The organism is Salicola sp. AFF1 (genome assembly GCF_056783195.1).
On sequence record NZ_JBXAYL010000025.1, the window covers coordinates 1 to 16,685 of the forward strand.

The following is a 16,685-nucleotide window of genomic DNA, read 5'->3' on the forward strand; positions in this document are numbered from 1 at the left end:
TGATCTTGGCGGAGATCAACCAACAGGATATGCCACCTCTTCAGCCTGCTTCCATACACCAGAAATCACCATAACTCGCGTTCGCTCCATGTGCTTGTGCATGTTCTCAATCATCACAATGGCGCCATCAATCATGGCCCCAATGGCAATCGCAATGCCGCCCAGCGACATGATGTTTGCGTTGATGCCCTGGAAATACATGACGATGAACGCGGTAAGGATGCCCACTGGCAGGCTGATAATTGCGACCAGTGACGAGCGCACATGGAACAGGAAGACCATGCAGACCAGCGCGACGACGAGGAACTCCTCGCCAAGTTTATGCCAGAGCGTGTTGACGGCACGCTCGATCAACCCCGAGCGGTCGTAGACCGGCACTACCTCAACGCCCTCGGGCAATCCCTTTTCCAGCTGATTGAGCTTCGTCTTGACGCCGTCTATGGTCTTCTGGGCATTTTCCCCATAGCGCATGACCACAATGCCGCCCACCGTCTCGCCATTGCCATTCAACTCGGCCACCCCACGCCGCATCTGTGGGCCCTCGTGAATATCGGCAATATCTTTCAGGCGGACCGGCGTGCCGTTCTCATTCATTCCCAGTGGCACGCTGGCCAGATCGCCCACACTCTGGATATAGCCGGTGGCGCGAACCATATACTCAGCTTCCGCCATTTCCACCACCGAGGCGCCAATTTCCTGGTTGCCCTGCTGAATGGCGTTCTGTACGTGTTGCAGCGGTATGTCGTAAGCACGCAGTTTGTCCGGATCCACTTCGACCTGGTACTGCTTGACCATGCCCCCAACTGTGGCCACCTCCGAAACCCCGGAGACGGTCTGCAGTTCATATTTGAGGAACCAATCCTGGAGCGAGCGCAACTCGCTGAGGTCATGGTTGCCACTGCGATCCACCAAAGCGTACATGTAGACCCAGCCCACGCCGGTGGCGTCCGGGCCCAACTGTGGGTTGGCGGCATCCGGTAGCTCCGGGGCCACCTGGCTCAGGTACTCCAGGACCCTGGAGCGGGCCCAGTACATCTCGGTATCGTCGTCAAAAATCACGTAGACGTACGAGTCCCCGAAGAATGAATAGCCACGCACGGTTTTGGCGCCGGGCACGGACAGCATGGCCGTGGTCAGGGGGTAGGTGACCTGGTCCTCGACGACCTGAGGCGCCTGGCCCGCATAGTTCGTCTTGATGATGACCTGGACATCGGACAGATCCGGCAGGGCATCCACCGGGGTATTTTTCAGGGAGAAGAGCCCGCCGCCGACCAGAAGGAGCGTCGCCAGCAGGACCAGGAAACGGTTATAGACGGACCATCGGATAATCGACTCAATCATGTCCGCCTCCCTGATCCGAGTGATCCATGGACTTCATCTCGCCGTCGCCCTTCCCCTGGTTGGGTGTGGCCTTATCGCCATGATGCAGGCGCTGGAAGTCCGAGGTCTTGCTGGACTCGGAATCCAGCAGGAACTGCGCAGACGTTGCAATGCGGTCGCCCTCCTTCAGCCCATCCAAAATCTCCGCTTTGTGGGTGCCAACTCGCCCCACCTTGACTTCAACAGATTTAAAGCGGCCCTCTCCCAGGGCAAGGACGGCGCGGTTCTGATGACCGGTGCGGATCAGCGCCTCCCGGGGGATCAGGAGCGTCTGTTCCGCGCTCTGCTGGTGGATGGCCAGTTGCGCGAACATATTCACTTTCAGCCGTTGCCCCGGGTTATCGATCCGGGTGCGAAACCGCAGCGTATTGGTGGTTTCGTCCAGGCTCGGGTAGACGTAGTCGACGCGCCCTTCCCAGCTTTGGCCCGGCAGGAAGTTTGAGGTCATGGTGACAGGATCGCCCACCTCGATGCGCGCGGCATCGCTTTGAAATACCTCGCCCACCACCCACACCTCGTCGAGGACGCCAATGGACATGACGGTCTTGGTCGGTTGGATGAAGAAACCCTCGCGCACATTCAGGTTATCAACCACGCCGGACTGCGGCGCATTGATTGTGATAGTCTGGAACACCTTGCGCTTGTTGCGGATGGTCTCGATGGTTTCTTCCGGCACGTTCAGTGCGCGCAGGCGCCGGGCAGAGGCCTGAACCATATTGTCGTTACCCCGCTTCAACGCCAACAGGAATTCCTCCTGCGCATTGACCAGGGTGGGCGAATAGATCTCGTACAAGGGTTCGCCGCGGGTTACCGGATCGCCTTCAGCCTTGACCATCAGCCGCTCGATCCAACCCTCAACCCTCGAATGGATATGCACAGCCTGGTCTTCGTCGTACTGGACATAACCCACCGTATTGATTTCGTTACGGAAGCGGCCTTTTTCCGCCTCGCCGGTCCGCACCCCGAGGTTATTGACGATGTCTGGAGAGATTTTAACCGTCCCCGGGCTCGCCTCTGAGGCTCCCCCCTCCTCATAGACCGGCACCAGGTCCATGCCCATTGGTGACTTGCCGGGTTTATCACGCCTGTAGTTGGAATCCATGGGGGCTACCCAGTACAGGGGCTCGCCCTTGCCCCCGTTCTGGACGTCGCCATCGCCCACCAGCCCCGCCCCGAACCAGGCATAACCACCGGCGCCGAGAACACCACCAAGAACGAGCAAAGCAATGATTGAAAATGACTTATTCATTATGACCTCCCTGCGCCACTCGTGATGCGTCGGCACCGCTGAGCAGATAATTGATCTGGGCCCTGACTTTTCCCCGTGCCACCTCGATGGCAAGGGCTTCGATCTTGGCGTTGAGTTCGTCGATTCGGGCCCGGACCGCTTCAGAGAAATCGCCATCATCATTGTTGTAGGCAGTGAGGGCCGCTTCGGCCTGTTCCTGCATCTGCGGCAACAGGCGTTGATCGTAGAGTTCGACGCGATCGTCGAGCTGTGTCAGCTCGGCGCTGGCAGCTTCAAATCTGGCTCTCAATGAACGCAGCTCAAGTACCTGGTCTGTTTTCACCGCTCCCTTGCGAGCAATGGCGACATTCAACTGGGAGTCCTGACGCTTGCTGGTGAAAATGGGGAGATCAAAGGTCACGCCCACCGAGAAAAGGTCGGCGCGGTCCGGGCCGCCGGGGGCTCGATCGCGATAGCCGTAGCTGGCGGTTACGCCCCATTCCGGCCAGTATTTCTGGCGAGCCAGATCGGCTTCGTTGGAAGCCACAGAAACGCGCTTATCCAATACACGTATCTTTGGATGGCTCAACAGCGTATCGGTTACCGCCCGATTCGATGCATTTGATAGAACCTCTTGAGGGCCCGGATATATCGTTGAAGACTCCGGAAGCGCACCAATCAGGCTGCGTTCGGCGGCCCGCTGCCCAATCCACTCGCCTAATCGGCGCCGCGCGGCTGCCTCACGGCGACGGAGGTCACTTAACCGGTCTTCCAACCGGGTCAACTCCAGCTGCGCCCGCACAACGTCCTGTTGCCGGGCCTGGCGCAGGGCCGAGCCATAGTTGGATTCGGCGACATCCACCAGCTGTTCGAAAAGATTCCGGTCACGTTCGATCAATTCGATACTGTTCTGTGCCTCGTAGGCGGTCAGCCATAGCCTGCTTATAATCAGCCTGACCCGCGCGCGGCGTTCACTGCGCTGTATCGCCTGTTCATCAGCCTGCAGTTTTTTTCCATGGCGCTTGAGCTCGAGCGTATCGCCCCGCGGGAACATCTGCGTGACACCGACACTGAACTGCGTCATGGCCTCCTGATTGAAATTGAAGGTATCCACCGGCAGATTGCGGGCGGTTACGGAGACTCGCGGATCAGGCAGGGTTCCGGCCGATATGCTTTCAGCCTGATAGGCTCTTTCACGGTCTCGACTGGCGTCGAGCCAGGGATCACCTTCCTGGGCCTTTTGGATCGCTTCCTTCAACGGCAGGCCTTCGTCCGCGGCCGCAAGGGAAGCCAACGAAACCAGGACGAGGAAGGTTATCGTTAGTGCCTGGAATAATCGAACTTTCATGGTTGGTGTCGCTCCTCTAGGCGCCAGCCCTGACGCTGTGTCAGGCCTGACGGCAAACGATGTCTGCCTTGCGCACGAAAAACGCGCGCGCAATGGCGCTACCGATTAAGAGGAGCGTGTTCTGGGGGGCTGGAGTTCAGATTCGAGGTCAACCTGGGGCCGATTGAAAGCATGGCCTTCAATCGCGAAGGAGACGGGTTCAAGGTGAACAGGGAGGGTCATTGATAAGGCACAGGCCACACAGCTTGCACAGCATTCACCCGAGACTTCGATATCAGAGCAGTCGACCTGACTGAGAGCGCTACCGTGAAACGCATCCTGCGTCGCTGCGCCACCACAGTCCATCTGCTGGTGCAGATCGGACTGCATGGCCCCCTTCGAGATAATTCCCATCGTCGCTGCCCCGGCAAACACCGGTGACAGCGCAATGAGGATTCCCAGAAAGATGCATATGCAGTGACTGTTTGGTTTCATGGACGAAGGCTACCACCCTTTCAAAAGGGTCAACAAACACTTTTGCATATCATGAACCCTTGCCGCTGACCTAGACGCCCGTTATCGCACCTACTCGAACTCGATATCCCCATGCATCCCGGACTGGTAATGGCCAGGCACGTTGCATGCAAACTCAATCTCACCTTCCTGCGAGAACGTCCATAGCACTGTCTCGCTCTCCCCCGGCTCAAGTAACACACTGTTGGGATCATCGTGTTTCATGTCGCCCATCATGCCCTTATTAAGCTCACCTCCCTGGATGACGCCTTTCTTGACCATCTTCGTCATTTCTTTCTGGTGGGCCTCATGCATCGCGGGCGTTCCGATATTGAACTCATGAACCAATGCCCCCTTGTTATCAATCTCAAAGCGTACGGTTTCTCCCTGCTTAACCTTGACTCGTTCGGGGACATAATTGTTGTCATGCATTTGCACGGAAACCGTGCGATCAACGTCTGAACCCGAGCCAGGTTCGCCGACTGTCATCCCATGGGAAGAACCTGCACTATGAGAGCCGCTGGCTGTCGCAGTCACTGAAACAAACAACAGAGATGCAACAATAGCGGATTGTCTCCTGACCTTCATAGGATACTCCTGAGTTACCAAATTCCTTTCCAGGCCCCGAAGGACCCGTTCCAAAACAGCGCTCACTCGGTGGTGACCGCATCCCGTTTCATCACTTGCCCCACCCTGCGGATTGGACGCTCGCGCCTCCTTATTCTTCGAGCGACTCGCGCTCCATCATCTGTTGCATCATCTCCCGCATCATCCGCATCTGCTGCTCCATACGCTCCATGCGCTTTTCCATGGGCATGTCCGAGGGGGCTGTTCCTTGCGCTTCTGTGTCGCTTTTGTCACTCCGGTCGGGCCCCATCCGCTGCATGGTGCCGTGCATGGTTTCCATGTGTTGGCGCATGAGTTCTCGGCGCTTCTCGGGATCCCTTGTTTTCTGGGCCTGCTCCATTGTCTGGCGCATCCTCTGCATGCGGTCATGCATGTGCTCACCGCCCATCATGCCCATGCCAGAGCCATGATTCATCATTCGACCCTGTTCCATCCCGTCATGCTTGCCTTCCTGGTGGGCAATAGCCGGGTTCACCGCCAAAACCGCAAAAAGCACCAATGCGAATACCTTCTTCATCTCTTCATCCTCTCTTTTCTGTTGCGAAATATTTGGCATCGGGACCAACAAGCTTGCCCCAATGCTTTCTATCAGACCATACAAACCTGACATGGAACTGACTCCAGTAGACAAAGGAAAGGGTGGCATCAAGAGGAAACCCGTTCCGGCAGCACCACCCGCACACGCACCCCTCCCGAGTCATTGATCCCAAACCCCACCCAACCGTCATACCGGTTAACAACATCCCGGACAATGGCAAGGCCCAGGCCATGCCCGGAGGCCTGCTCATCCAGGCGCTGTCCTCGGGTCCCCAGTGTCGACAGTTGTTCAGGGGCCACGCCAGGACCATCGTCACTGACATCAATCACCAGCCCTTCTCCCTCCTCAAGCAACAACAATGTTACACGTGAAGTCGCCCATTTCCCGGCGTTATCAAGGATATTACCCAGAATTTCGTTGAGGTCATGCGCCTCGACAGGCCAGCGCCGCTCATCCGCCAGTGAAGTCTCGAGTTCGAACGCCTTGTCTGGATAAAGCTGGCCGAGCATCCAGATCAACTCCCGTGCCTGGCTGACCGGTGCCGCCCCCTTGCCCGCCTGAGCCCCGGCAAAGCGGCTGCGACGCATTTCGGTCTCGAGTTGACCGTCAATATCCGACAGGCGCTGGGCAAGTTGTTGCCGGCGCTCCCAGTTCAGCGGCTGGTCCCTTTCCTCAAGGACCTGACGCACCGCCGTAATGGGCGTTTTCACACTGTGGGAGAGGTTCGCCAATGCCTGCCGCGAGCGCATCAAGCGCCGATCCAGCGTTTCCAGCAGCTGATTCAGCTGTGTCACAAGGGGCTGAAATTCAACGGGCGTTCTGATATCAAGACGCGCCCGTTCTCCCTGCTGCAATTCCTCCAAGGCGCTCTGCAACTGCCCCACGGACGCCAGGGAAAGCCGGATACCCACCCAGATCACCAGCACCAGGAGAGCCAGCAAAACGGCGGAGACCACGGCTGTCCAGATGTGCAGCTCGCGTTGGCTGGCATCAATCCGGGAAAGGTCTTCCGCCACGACAATAACCGCGTTCCGTCCTTCAAGCTCGAGGGTATCCCGGTAGGCAAGATAGTCCGAGACCGGTCCATTGGTCGCTGTCTCCCGGATAATACCACGCCCGTTTTCCGCCAGCCGGGGCGCCAGCAACGGTTGCCAGAGGGAAGGACTGACGTATTGCCGGGAGCCCACGCGCACGGCAAAGGCGTGATGGAACACGTCCTTGAAGTAATCCCCGGTCTTCAATGCCTCGATGCGTCCGTCGGCCTGATTGAGCTGGTGTTTCAGGAAGGCCACCTCCTCCTTGAGCCGATCCTCCACAAAGCTTCGGGCCATGCGCTCAAGCAATGCCCCATGAATGACCCACGCGGCCCCCATCAGCGCAATCGCAGCGGGAAGAAGAACGATCAGGAGTGTGCGCCGAATGGAGCGGTTGAGGTCAATCCACGGCATTGAACCTATACCCCTGCCCCCGACGCGTGACTATCGCATCCTGACCGGCCAGCTTCCGGAGCCGACGGATATACGCCTCAATGGCGTTGTGGGTCGGGCTTTCATCCAGGCTGTAGACCTGCTCCAGAAGGTTCTCCTTGGAAAACAGCTGGCCGGGCCGGCTCATCAGGCAGCGCAGCAAGCGAAACTCCGTCCCCGTCAATGGGTGCTCCTCGCCATCCGGGGTCATCAGGACCTGACGGTTTTCATCGAGCCTGAACCGACCGGCGGTGAGCACCGAATCAACCCGCCCTTCGCTGCGGCGGACCAGGGCATCAAGGCGTGCCACCAGCTCTTCGGTCTGGAAGGGTTTGGCGAGATAGTCATCGGCGCCGGCCTTGAGACCGCTCACCTTATCCTGCCAGTCCCCACGGGCGGTGAGGATCAGCACGGGCATAGTGAGCCCCCACGACCGCCAGTCCCGGAGCACATCCAGGCCGTTGCCGTCGGGCAGTCCCAGGTCCAGTACCACCACGCGATAATCTTCCTGCCTGCCAAGCTGATCCGCGCCCGAAGCAGTGGCGATGGCATCCACACTGAAGCCTGCCGCCGACAGCTGTCGTTGCAGGCTCTCGGCAAGCAGGGTGTCGTCTTCAACCAGCAGCAGTCTCATGGCATTCCTTCAGAACCACCAGCGTACACCGGCAACCAGCGATGTCTTCTCTGTATCCTCGCCTTCGGCACGGGTCAGATCCGCCGTATCACCATACTGGTCCTGCCACCGCACGCCGACATAGGGCGCGAACTCACGGGCCATCTCATAGCGCAGACGCAGTCCCAGGGTAAGGCCGTTAATGCCTTCACCAACCCCGAATTCAGGGACGTCGCTGAAAGCATAGCTGGTCTCTGCCCGCCCCTGCAGGATCAGGCGCTGTGTGAAGACCCAGTCGTACTCGCCCTCAAATTCGGCCACCGCATCGCCATCCTCACTGACGCGAAGGCCGGTGTCCAGCTCGAACCAGTAGGGTGCCAGTCCCTGAACACCGATAACGGCGGAACCCCGGTCACGATCAGGCCCCGGTCCGAAAGTGGTCTGGTATCCCAACCCGGCCTTGGCCTGCCAGTAGGCACTGAATCCGTAGCCGTACTGGATGTCGAAGCTTTCCACTTCGCCGCCATCGCCACCCGAGACCAGGGCCTCACCCTCGGAGTCAACCAGCAGCCGATGGGTATCCCCGCCCCACCATGCCTGGCCCTCCCAGGCAACAACGTCCTCATCGTCGCCGTCCTGGTACTCAAAACGGTCCATCAGAAGCTGGCCATGGGTGACGTCATCGTGCACCGGTAGCGACCAGTCCGGTTCCGCCTCTGGCCCCACGCCCTGGGAAAAAGCGCGGGTGGCCGGCACCATCAGGCCCAGAACCATCAGGGCCGTGGCAAAGCGTTTAACAGCCATAGTGTTCCTCCCGTTCGGCGCACTCATTGGACGGACACGACGCGAAACATGCCCGCTTTCATGTGGTAAAGCAGGTGACAGTGAAAGGCCCAGTCGCCTTTATGCTCCGGCGTAATCTGTGCCGAGATCATTTCCCCCGGTTTGACCAGCAGGGTGTGCTTACGGGGCCGGTAGCCGTCGTTACCGGTCTCCAGTTCCATCCACATGCCATGGAGATGGATGGGGTGATCCATCATGGTGTCGTTGACCAGGATCAGGCGCAGGCGCTCACCATCACGGAAAGGGATGGAGCCGTCCACTTCGGAGAACTTCTTTCCGTCAAAGGACCACATGTAACGCTCCATATTGCCGGTCAGGTGCAGTTCCACCTCGCGCTGGGGTTCGCGCTCATCCGGCCAGGCGTGCAGGCCACGGAGCTGGTCGTAGGTCAGTACCCGGTGGCCCACGTGCTCGAAGCCCACGCCAGGGTCGTCGAGTCTTGGTCTTGGGTTCATTGCCACCATGGCGGCGCCGGCGCCGTGATTGTCCAGGCCGTGCGAAATCTCGCGACCCGCCACCGGGGGCTGACCGCCGTTGCCGTGCATCGACCCGTCCATACCACCACCGTCCTGGTGCATACCGTCCATTCCTTCCATGGCGCCATGGTCCATGCCGCCATCACCAGCCATGCCCATGGCCGCCATACCACGCTCAGTACGCGGGTAGAGCTCCGGCACGGACGCTTCCATGCCCTCGCGCACGGCCAGGGTGCCACGGGTGAACCCCGAGCGGTCCTGGGACTGGGCAAAGAGGGTGTAGGCCTCGTCCTGCGGCTCCACGATGACGTCGTAGGTCTCGGCCACCCCGATACGGAACTCATCGGTCTCCACCGGCTCAACCTTCTGGCCGTCGGCCTCGACGACGGTCATCGCCAATCCCGGGATGCGAACATCAAAGATGGACATGGCCGAGGCGTTGATCACGCGCAGGCGCACTTTCTCGCCCGGCTTGAAGACACCCGTCCAGTTGTCATTGGGTGACATGCCATTCATCAGGTAGGTGTACTCGGCACCGGTCACATCCAGAATATCCCTCGGCGTCATGCGCATGCGGCCCCACATGCCGGCCTTCTCCCAGGCGGCACTCCAGCCGAGGTTGGCCACATCCTCGAAGAAGTCGGCCACCGTCCGCTTGTTGTAATTGTAATATCCCTCGGCCACCTTGAGATGACGCATCACCTCAGCCGGATCACTGAAGGTCCAGTCGGAAAGCACGATCACGTAGTCGCGGTCGTACTCGAACGGTTCAGGTTCCGCCGGATCCACGATCAGGGGCCCATAGTGGCCCAGTTGCTCCTGGAGCCCGGAATGGCTGTGATACCAGTAGGTGCCACTCTGGCGCACCGGGTAGCGGTATTCAAAGGTTTCACCGGGGGCGATGCCTTCAAAGCTGACCCCGGGAACGCCATCCATTTCAAACGGCAGAAGGATGCCGTGCCAATGGATCGACGTGTATTCATCAAGCTTATTGGTCACCCGCAGAACGGCTTCACGCCCCTCACGCAGACGGATCAGCGGCGCCGGCAGTGAGCCGTTGATCGTGATCGGCTGGACGCTCCTGCGCCCGTCAATCGTCAGGGGGGTGCGGTCAATGGTCAGCTCGTAGATGTCTGAGTTGCCCTCGGTTCGGCGTGTGAGCTCCTGGTTACCGGTCAGGCCGAAGGCGTAGCCGGGCAACAGGCTGCCAAGCCCAAGCAATAGGCCCATAGTGGAGCCCGTTCTGAGAATATCACGGCGCGACAGTGGCCGGGCTTTCCGGTGGTTGCTCATGCTCAAACTCCCTCAATCTCCGGAGCATCGGACTTGCCGATTCGAATGGAGACATGAGCTTGGCACAATAAGCTGACATGAAACTGACGGCCCGCAAAGGGCCCCTCTCAGCCTCGATTCAGGTCCCCGCTCCATTTCGTTTATCATAATCGGTGCCGTCCCCTTCGCCCTTATGACCGGGAAACGCTTGCAACCGGCACCGTTGGTCAACGACCTTCTCGACCTGAACAAACTCGCTGCCGGGGAAATGGACCTGAACTTACAGGAGGTCGAACTCACTCAAGTCATCGATCAAGCCAAGTCCGGGAAATCCATAGGCAGTCTGGCAGGAAACCCCAAAGGACCCCGTTGAACTCGGGCGAAAAGAGTTTCATAACCCATTGATCCGAAACAGAACGGTATGGCATTTGCAAATCAGTTCAGGTTCAGGCGTTATACTGTCTAGTGCAAATCCCGCCCCCTGGAAAGATGGACCAATCATGACAGAACAGGATGACCGAACACCCCGTTACGCCGAAAACAGTCTCACGCTGCCCGGTGCGGTGATGCTGGGAACCGGCGTCATGATCGGCGCCGGCATCTTTGCGCTTACGGGGCAGATGGCGGAAATGACGGGCACGCTCTTCCCACTGGCCTTCCTGTCAGCAGCCGTGATCGTGGCCTTCAGCGCCTACTCCTACATCAGGATGTCCAATACCTATCCCTCGGCGGGTGGCATTGGGATGTACCTCCACAAGGCCTACGGGAACACCCTCCCGACCGCTTTCCATGCCCTGTTGATGTATTTCTCAATGGTGATTGCCCAGAGCTTCCTGGCCCGAACCTTTGGCTCCTACACGCTGCAGCTTTTTGATGTAGGTGATCACAGTCGCCTGGTGCCCGTCCTGGGCGTTGCCCTCCTGCTGGTTGCCTTCCTGATCAACCTTTCAGGCAATCGCCTTATCGAAGGCACAGCCTCGCTTATTGGCATCCTGAAGATCGGCGGGATTATCGTCTTTGGTCTGGTTGGTGTCTGGATTGCGGACAGTATCGCGGTGGATTTCTCACATTCCGAACCAAAGCCCACGGTAACCGGCTTCCTGGGCGCGACAGCGCTGGGGATCCTTGCCTTCAAGGGTTTTACCACCATCACCAACAGCGGCTCCGAAATTAACGACCCGCACCGTAATGTCGGCCGCGCCATCATCATCTCCATTGCCCTCTGCGTGGTGATCTACACGCTGGTTGGCTTTGCGGTCGCCAGCAATCTGTCCCTGAACGACATCATCGAAACACGCAACTACTCCCTGGCAGCCGCCGCCAGACCGGCGCTCGGCGGGTACGGCCTCTGGTTTACGGTGATCCTGGCCATGGCAGCAACTGCCGGCGGGATAATCGCAAGCATTTTTGCAGTCTCACGGATGCTGGCCATGCTCACCCAGATGAAGCTGGTTCCCCACAGCCATTTCGGTATGCCGGGTGATATCCAGAAACACACACTGGTCTACACGGTGGTCCTGGGCCTGATCCTGACGGCCTTCTTTGACCTCACCCGGATCGCCGCGCTCGGCATCATCTTTTACCTGATCATGGACATCGCGATTCACTGGGGCATCCTGAGGTACCTGAGACAGGCGGTTGGAGCCAATCCAGTCATCCTGGTAACCGCCATTGTTCTCGACCTGACTGTTCTGGGGGGATTCCTCTGGGTAAAGATGGTCTCGGATCCTATTGTCATTGGCATTGCCGGACTCGCCATGATGGCCATACTGGTGGTGGAACGTATTTTCCTTGCTAACCGGCAAGCCTCAACCGGTGAACAAGATCATCAACACCACAGGTAATTTTCAGACCTGCCACACGCCATAGTCCATCAACCGGAAAGGAGATTTGTGACAATGGAAATCAAAACGTTCAGGGACCTTATCGACTGGACCCGTAACCTTCACCACCAGACAGCCAATTGTCTGGCACACTGTGCCACTGAGCACGAGCAAGAACGCGCCCGCGCCCTGCTCGACTACCTTGCCACCCATGAAAAAGAACTGGAAAAAACCGTCGAAGGATTCGAGACTGAGGGGGATACCGGAGCCCTGAAAACCTGGATCTATGACTACCTGTCTCACAAACCGATCGAAACCCATAGGACTTGCGACGCACCTTACACGAAGCTTGATTTCAATGGCATCGCCGGGGAAATCTTCGACTTCCATGATCAGGTCATCGAGCTGTACCAGAACCTGGCGGACCGCGCAGAAATCCCGGAAGCCAGGGAAATGGCCGAAAACCTGCTAGCTCTGGAGCGCCACGAAGCAATGCGTATTGCCCGGGAAGTCGGGCGCATGCAGGACGTCTGACTGGCAAAAGCATTGTGCGGATAAGGGATGGTGCCGAGGGTGGGACTCGAACCCACAAGGCTTGCGCCACCTGATTTTGAGTCAGGCGTGTCTACCAGTTCCACCACCTCGGCAACAGCACGGGATTATACGCGCCGCGCATGATGCGTCAATCACAGCGCGTCAAACAGCGATAGGCGCGAGATCTGCGCAAAGGATTGCTGGGCGGCCTGCAGCGTAAAGTTCTGCTGGGTCAGGCGGCTGATGGCCTCGGCGTAATCCACGTCCTCCAGATTTGAAAGGGTTTCCTTGGCCAACAGGTCGCTGTCCTTCAGGAACTCCTTGGTACTTTCCACTGTATTCAGGCGGGTTCCCACGCCGGACTGGATCTCCGTGGCCCGGTCTTCAGCATGCTGCAGATTGGCCAGGCCCTGATCGATGGTATCCTCAAGCGCTTCACGCCCTTCCGGGGTATTGGGGTGCGTTTCCAGGCCCTCGATCATCTTCTCCATGGTGCCGAAGATGCTCTGCTGGTCGCTACTGGTCACCGTAAAGGTATCGTCTTCTGCGGGCTCACCGCTGATCTCAAAACGCATGCCTTTCATTTCAACAGAACCTCCACTGGTGTAGGCCTCGTTTTCGATGAACTTCTCACCAGTTTCTCTGGATTTCACCGTAAATTCGCTTCCCCCTGCAGAAAACTCGACCACCAGATCGTCCGGGTAGAACGATTCGAATTCGCCCCGGTCCGCCACAACCCCGGTGCTGATGCGACCACTGCCCTCATTACCCTGTGAGGCCTGAGTATTAAAGGTGGGCCGATCGCTGGGGATTGCTTCAAAGATTTCACGGCCATTGTCGTTCACCTTGATCGTGACCCCATCATCGATCTGAACCGAACGCTCGCCGGAATCCCCCCGGTATTCAATATTACCGGAGACGTCTTCGGTAAATGGCTTCTCCCCGCCCTGAAAGCCTGCGAACAGGAACTCGCCCTGCGGCCCCTGAGTATTGGCCAGGCTGACCATCTGCTCCTTGACCTGTTTCAGCTCTTGTGCAATGGAGCCACGATCCGACTCACTAAGGGATCCACTGCCGGCTTGAACCATCAACTCCCGAGTGCGGGCCAGCGCATCGGTATAGCTGGAAAGTGTCCCGTCTTCCCGTTCCAGGCGTGTCTGGGTCATATCGAGCGTATCCTGGTACTGCTCGCTCCGCGCCAGATCATCCTTGAGTTGCACAATCCGCGTTGAAGCCACCGGATCATCAGAAGGTCTCAGGATTTCCTTGCCGGTGGCTACCTGTTCCTGAGTGCGCGCCTGCTGGGCGTTGAGGTTCTGGAACTGCTGGATCCCCTGATTGAAGATCTGGCTTGTGGAGACGCGCATATTCCCCCTCCCCTAGTTGAAGGTGCCGATCAGCGTGTTGAACAGATCCCGGGCGACCGAGACCACCTGCGATGAGGCGCTGTAGGCGTTCTGGAACTGGACGAGCTTACCGGCTTCCTCATCCAGGTTGACCCCGGACTGCTCCTCCCACTGTTTCTGGGACTGCTCCTTGAGCGTTCCGGCCGCTTCCTTATCCACCTGGGCGGTCCGGGTACGCGAGCCCACATCCTCAACCACCGCCCCATAGGCATCCGTAAAGCTGAAGTTGCCATCATCCAGATAATTCTTTGCGTTCAGGTCGCCCAGGGCCAGCCCATTACGATTGTCTGACGTTCCACCCTCGTTGGTTTCAAGGCGGAAACTGTCACCGGCTTTGGGATTGCCGCTGAGCTCGAACTGGAAGCCTTTGTACGCGGGGTCACTGGGCGGAGACTGCTGAAAAAGTCCATTGTTATCGTTCGAGGTCAAACGCACACCGCTGGACAGTGTTGTGTCGACAACGCCCCCCACCGTGGCAGAATCCCCGGACCCCAAGGCCTCTGTGGTCGCTGATCCCGAGGGATCATAGGGGTCGGGTTTGGCCACCTCCATGCTGCCCCCCGTAACGGTAACCCCGATGTCCTGGCCGGTATCCGAGCGCAGGGCGATGCTGTCGCCGTTGTTGGTGACACTCAGGTCCAGGCTGCTGAAATCATCACTGTCATTGATCGCCTGTTCCAGATTATCGGCATTGAGCGGCCCCGACACATCAAGATCAACCGAGGACCCACCATTAACGTTCAGGGTAACCGTGGCATTATTGCCCCCGAAGCCCTGCAAGCGGGTTTCTGTATAGGCCGTAGCCCGAACGCCACTCGCATTGTTAAGGCTGTTGGCAATTTCCGACGCCGGCGTACCCGCTCCGTAACTGATCGTCTCCGTGGATACCACACCGGTGTCAGGATCGCGGGTCCTGAGGGTCAGATCCTCAGCCGGATACCCATTGTTGGAGTCAGTTCCGGCGTTGATCGATTGCCAGTCGTTGCCTTGTGAGGTCACGACCCTGGCACCCGGATCCCCACTGAACACCGTATTCGTCTTGCCCGGCTCAAACCGCACGTTGTTCATGGGCGGGTCCAGGGGCTGCGGATTGGCCGGATCCGAAACGTCCACCACTTCGAAGCGGTTCTCGGACAGAAACCGGATCTCCATAGGTGGATTGAGGTTGCCGTTTTCATCCAGCGCACCCAGACGGCGACCGGTCTCCGGATGCCGGAGATCAAGCATGGTTCCCTGACTGATCTCACCCGTGCCTTGATTGCCACTGTTGGCCTCGGCCCGGATCGGTGCTGCCAGGGCGATTTCCTCGCCGTTGCTGATCGTCGTAGCTATATCCCGGCCACCGTTGTAAGTGGGCCGAATGGAGAACTCATCTCCCTGCTGAAAGGACCCCGACTCCAGCTCAATCTCGAATCCCTCCATGGAGATGGTGGCTGGCAGGCTGCTGCTGAGGCTGCCGCTTTTGACCACCTCACCATTGGTGGCATCACGAACACGGTACTGCTGGTCATCCGGCCCGGTGAACTCCAGGGTGTAGGACCGGGTTCCCAGTTTACTGCTGTCTGTGATGTTCACCCTGGCCTGCCGGTCTCCGTTACTGGCCGTCTCAGCAGAAGGCGTAATTCGGCTTCGGGCCAGACTTTCCGCATTGACGTCGCGGAAGAAATTGCCACCCAGGTTTCCGTTCAGATCCTGACCCAGCTGATGTTGTTCATTAATGCGTTCAGACAAACCAATGGCGATCCGCCCAATACCATTCATGGTCGGCTCAAGGACCTCATCCCGAAAGGTCAGATTACCTCCAAGAGCGCCACCGCTCAGCTCATGCGTGATGACCCGGTCCCTGCCCAGCCCCTCCATAGCCACCTGGCGCCGCCCGGCCTGCTCTGTCGACCCGGTCAAACGCAACGTAGCGCTGTTACCCTTGCTGACAATGCCCTGGCCCTTGCCGATGCTCACATCCACTGTGCCATCGCTATTTTCATTCGTCTGAACCTGCACCATCTCGGAAAGCTGGCGGAGCTTTTCATCCCGCTTATCCAACAGGTCATTCGCCTCACGCCCACTCGCGCGCCCTGGCGCTTCCGCTATACTGAGGTTCAGCTCCGCAATGCCATCCGCCAATGAGTTGATCTCGCTCAGGTTCGCCGAGATCCGGTCATTCACCGTTTCCTCTCGAGCCCGCAATTGGCTGTCCACCGACTTGAACCGGGCCACCAGGTTGTCTGCCTGATTGAGCGCCTGCTCGCGCAACGAACTGGAGGCGGGGCTCTCAGCAGCGTCCTGAAGCGTCCCAAAAAAGTCGGTCATAGCCTGGTTCACCCCAGTGTTCTCATTACCCAGCAGATCATCCATCCCATTGAGGTTTTCAACCAGCGCCGTCTGCTCAGAGTGCAAAGTGGTATCCGAACGCAGCTGGGTGTTGATGAACTCATTGTTGAGGCGCTGAATATCCGCAACATTAACCCCCTGACCAATATAACCACTGCCCGAAATCTGAGAGGGGTTCGACTCAAATTCCGCACGCTGACGACTGTAACCGGGCGTATTGGCGTTGGTGATGTTATTACTGGTGGTCTCCAACGCCTTCTGGTTGGCGATAATCCCTGTCAGTCCCGTGTTCAGCAGGCTCATGGCAC

12 protein-coding genes, 1 tRNA gene and 1 pseudogene are annotated in these 16,685 nt (G+C 58.5%); 2 read left to right on the forward strand and 12 right to left on the reverse strand.

The window, feature by feature from the left end; genetic code table 11:
- Positions 1–18 precede the first annotated feature (18 nt).
- From AC1RQI_RS13945 to AC1RQI_RS13985, 9 genes and pseudogenes are all read right to left on the reverse strand, one after another.
- A pseudogene (locus AC1RQI_RS13945) lies at positions 19–1,341 on the reverse strand (efflux RND transporter permease subunit); the annotation flags it as partial.
- Positions 1,334–2,629: an efflux RND transporter periplasmic adaptor subunit gene (locus AC1RQI_RS13950; RefSeq protein ID WP_481905262.1), complete on the reverse strand. Its 1,296-nt coding sequence runs from the start codon at positions 2,627–2,629 to the stop codon at positions 1,334–1,336. The pseudogene AC1RQI_RS13945 and the gene AC1RQI_RS13950, both read right to left, overlap by 8 nt.
- On the reverse strand, positions 2,622–3,956 hold the full coding sequence (locus tag AC1RQI_RS13955; RefSeq protein ID WP_481905263.1) for a TolC family protein: 1,335 nt from the start codon (positions 3,954–3,956) through the stop codon (positions 2,622–2,624). The genes AC1RQI_RS13950 and AC1RQI_RS13955 overlap by 8 nt, the downstream gene beginning before the upstream one ends.
- A gap of 564 nt (positions 3,957–4,520) precedes the next feature.
- Positions 4,521–5,036, reverse strand: a complete 516-nt coding sequence (locus tag AC1RQI_RS13960) for a cupredoxin domain-containing protein (RefSeq protein WP_481905264.1) — start codon at positions 5,034–5,036, stop codon at positions 4,521–4,523.
- 130 nt (positions 5,037–5,166) lie between these two features.
- Positions 5,167–5,592 carry a hypothetical protein gene (locus AC1RQI_RS13965; RefSeq protein ID WP_481905265.1) on the reverse strand — a complete coding sequence of 142 codons (426 nt, stop codon included), beginning with the start codon at positions 5,590–5,592 and terminating at the stop codon, positions 5,167–5,169.
- A gap of 128 nt (positions 5,593–5,720) precedes the next feature.
- Positions 5,721–7,061: a sensor histidine kinase gene (locus AC1RQI_RS13970; protein ID WP_481905266.1), complete on the reverse strand. Its 1,341-nt coding sequence runs from the start codon at positions 7,059–7,061 to the stop codon at positions 5,721–5,723.
- Positions 7,048–7,713 (reverse strand): response regulator transcription factor, encoded by a 666-nt coding sequence (locus tag AC1RQI_RS13975; protein ID WP_481905267.1) that lies wholly within the window; start codon positions 7,711–7,713, stop codon positions 7,048–7,050. Before AC1RQI_RS13975 ends, AC1RQI_RS13970 begins: the two co-directional genes overlap by 14 nt.
- Positions 7,714–7,722: 9 nt before the next feature.
- Positions 7,723–8,496: a copper resistance protein B gene (locus AC1RQI_RS13980; RefSeq protein WP_481905268.1), complete on the reverse strand. Its 774-nt coding sequence runs from the start codon at positions 8,494–8,496 to the stop codon at positions 7,723–7,725.
- Positions 8,497–8,519: 23 nt separating this feature from the next.
- Positions 8,520–10,304 carry a copper resistance system multicopper oxidase gene (locus AC1RQI_RS13985; RefSeq protein ID WP_481905269.1) on the reverse strand — a complete coding sequence of 595 codons (1,785 nt, stop codon included), beginning with the start codon at positions 10,302–10,304 and terminating at the stop codon, positions 8,520–8,522.
- Between the two features lie 479 nt (positions 10,305–10,783).
- On the opposite strand from AC1RQI_RS13985, the gene AC1RQI_RS13990 reads away from it, so the two are divergent.
- The gene (locus AC1RQI_RS13990; protein WP_481905270.1) at positions 10,784–12,127 is read left to right on the forward strand and encodes an APC family permease; all 1,344 of its coding nucleotides are present in this window, start codon (positions 10,784–10,786) and stop codon (positions 12,125–12,127) included.
- 54 nt (positions 12,128–12,181) lie between these two features.
- Positions 12,182–12,640, forward strand: coding sequence for an ATPase (locus AC1RQI_RS13995; protein ID WP_481905271.1), 459 nt, complete (start codon positions 12,182–12,184; stop codon positions 12,638–12,640).
- A 28-nt stretch (positions 12,641–12,668) separates the two neighbouring features.
- Here AC1RQI_RS13995 and AC1RQI_RS14000 read toward each other — a convergent pair.
- From AC1RQI_RS14000 to flgK, 3 genes are all read right to left on the reverse strand, one after another.
- A tRNA-Leu gene (locus AC1RQI_RS14000) sits at positions 12,669–12,753 on the reverse strand.
- A gap of 39 nt (positions 12,754–12,792) precedes the next feature.
- Positions 12,793–14,007, reverse strand: a complete 1,215-nt coding sequence (gene flgL, locus AC1RQI_RS14005) for a flagellar hook-associated protein FlgL (RefSeq protein WP_481905272.1) — start codon at positions 14,005–14,007, stop codon at positions 12,793–12,795.
- A 12-nt stretch (positions 14,008–14,019) separates the two neighbouring features.
- Positions 14,020–16,680 (reverse strand): flagellar hook-associated protein FlgK, encoded by a 2,661-nt coding sequence (gene flgK / locus AC1RQI_RS14010; RefSeq protein ID WP_481905273.1) that lies wholly within the window; start codon positions 16,678–16,680, stop codon positions 14,020–14,022.
- Between the last annotated feature and the right edge of the window lie 5 nt (positions 16,681–16,685).

Excerpts from the sequence above, each read along its gene's own strand:
- AC1RQI_RS13950 (WP_481905262.1), bottom strand. The coding sequence starts at position 2,629 with ATGAATAAGTCATTTTCAATCATTGCTTTGCTCGTTCTTGGTGGTGTT.
- AC1RQI_RS13955 (WP_481905263.1), bottom strand. The coding sequence starts at position 3,956 with ATGAAAGTTCGATTATTCCAGGCACTAACGATAACCTTCCTCGTCCTG.
- AC1RQI_RS13960 (WP_481905264.1), bottom strand. The coding sequence starts at position 5,036 with ATGAAGGTCAGGAGACAATCCGCTATTGTTGCATCTCTGTTGTTTGTT.
- AC1RQI_RS13965 (WP_481905265.1), bottom strand. The coding sequence starts at position 5,592 with ATGAAGAAGGTATTCGCATTGGTGCTTTTTGCGGTTTTGGCGGTGAAC.
- AC1RQI_RS13970 (WP_481905266.1), bottom strand. The coding sequence starts at position 7,061 with ATGCCGTGGATTGACCTCAACCGCTCCATTCGGCGCACACTCCTGATC.
- AC1RQI_RS13975 (WP_481905267.1), bottom strand. The coding sequence starts at position 7,713 with ATGAGACTGCTGCTGGTTGAAGACGACACCCTGCTTGCCGAGAGCCTG.
- AC1RQI_RS13980 (WP_481905268.1), bottom strand. The coding sequence starts at position 8,496 with ATGGCTGTTAAACGCTTTGCCACGGCCCTGATGGTTCTGGGCCTGATG.
- AC1RQI_RS13985 (WP_481905269.1), bottom strand. The coding sequence starts at position 10,304 with ATGAGCAACCACCGGAAAGCCCGGCCACTGTCGCGCCGTGATATTCTC.
- AC1RQI_RS13990 (WP_481905270.1), top strand. The coding sequence starts at position 10,784 with ATGACAGAACAGGATGACCGAACACCCCGTTACGCCGAAAACAGTCTC.
- AC1RQI_RS13995 (WP_481905271.1), top strand. The coding sequence starts at position 12,182 with ATGGAAATCAAAACGTTCAGGGACCTTATCGACTGGACCCGTAACCTT.
- flgL (WP_481905272.1), bottom strand. The coding sequence starts at position 14,007 with ATGCGCGTCTCCACAAGCCAGATCTTCAATCAGGGGATCCAGCAGTTC.
- flgK (WP_481905273.1), bottom strand. The coding sequence starts at position 16,680 with ATGAGCCTGCTGAACACGGGACTGACAGGGATTATCGCCAACCAGAAG.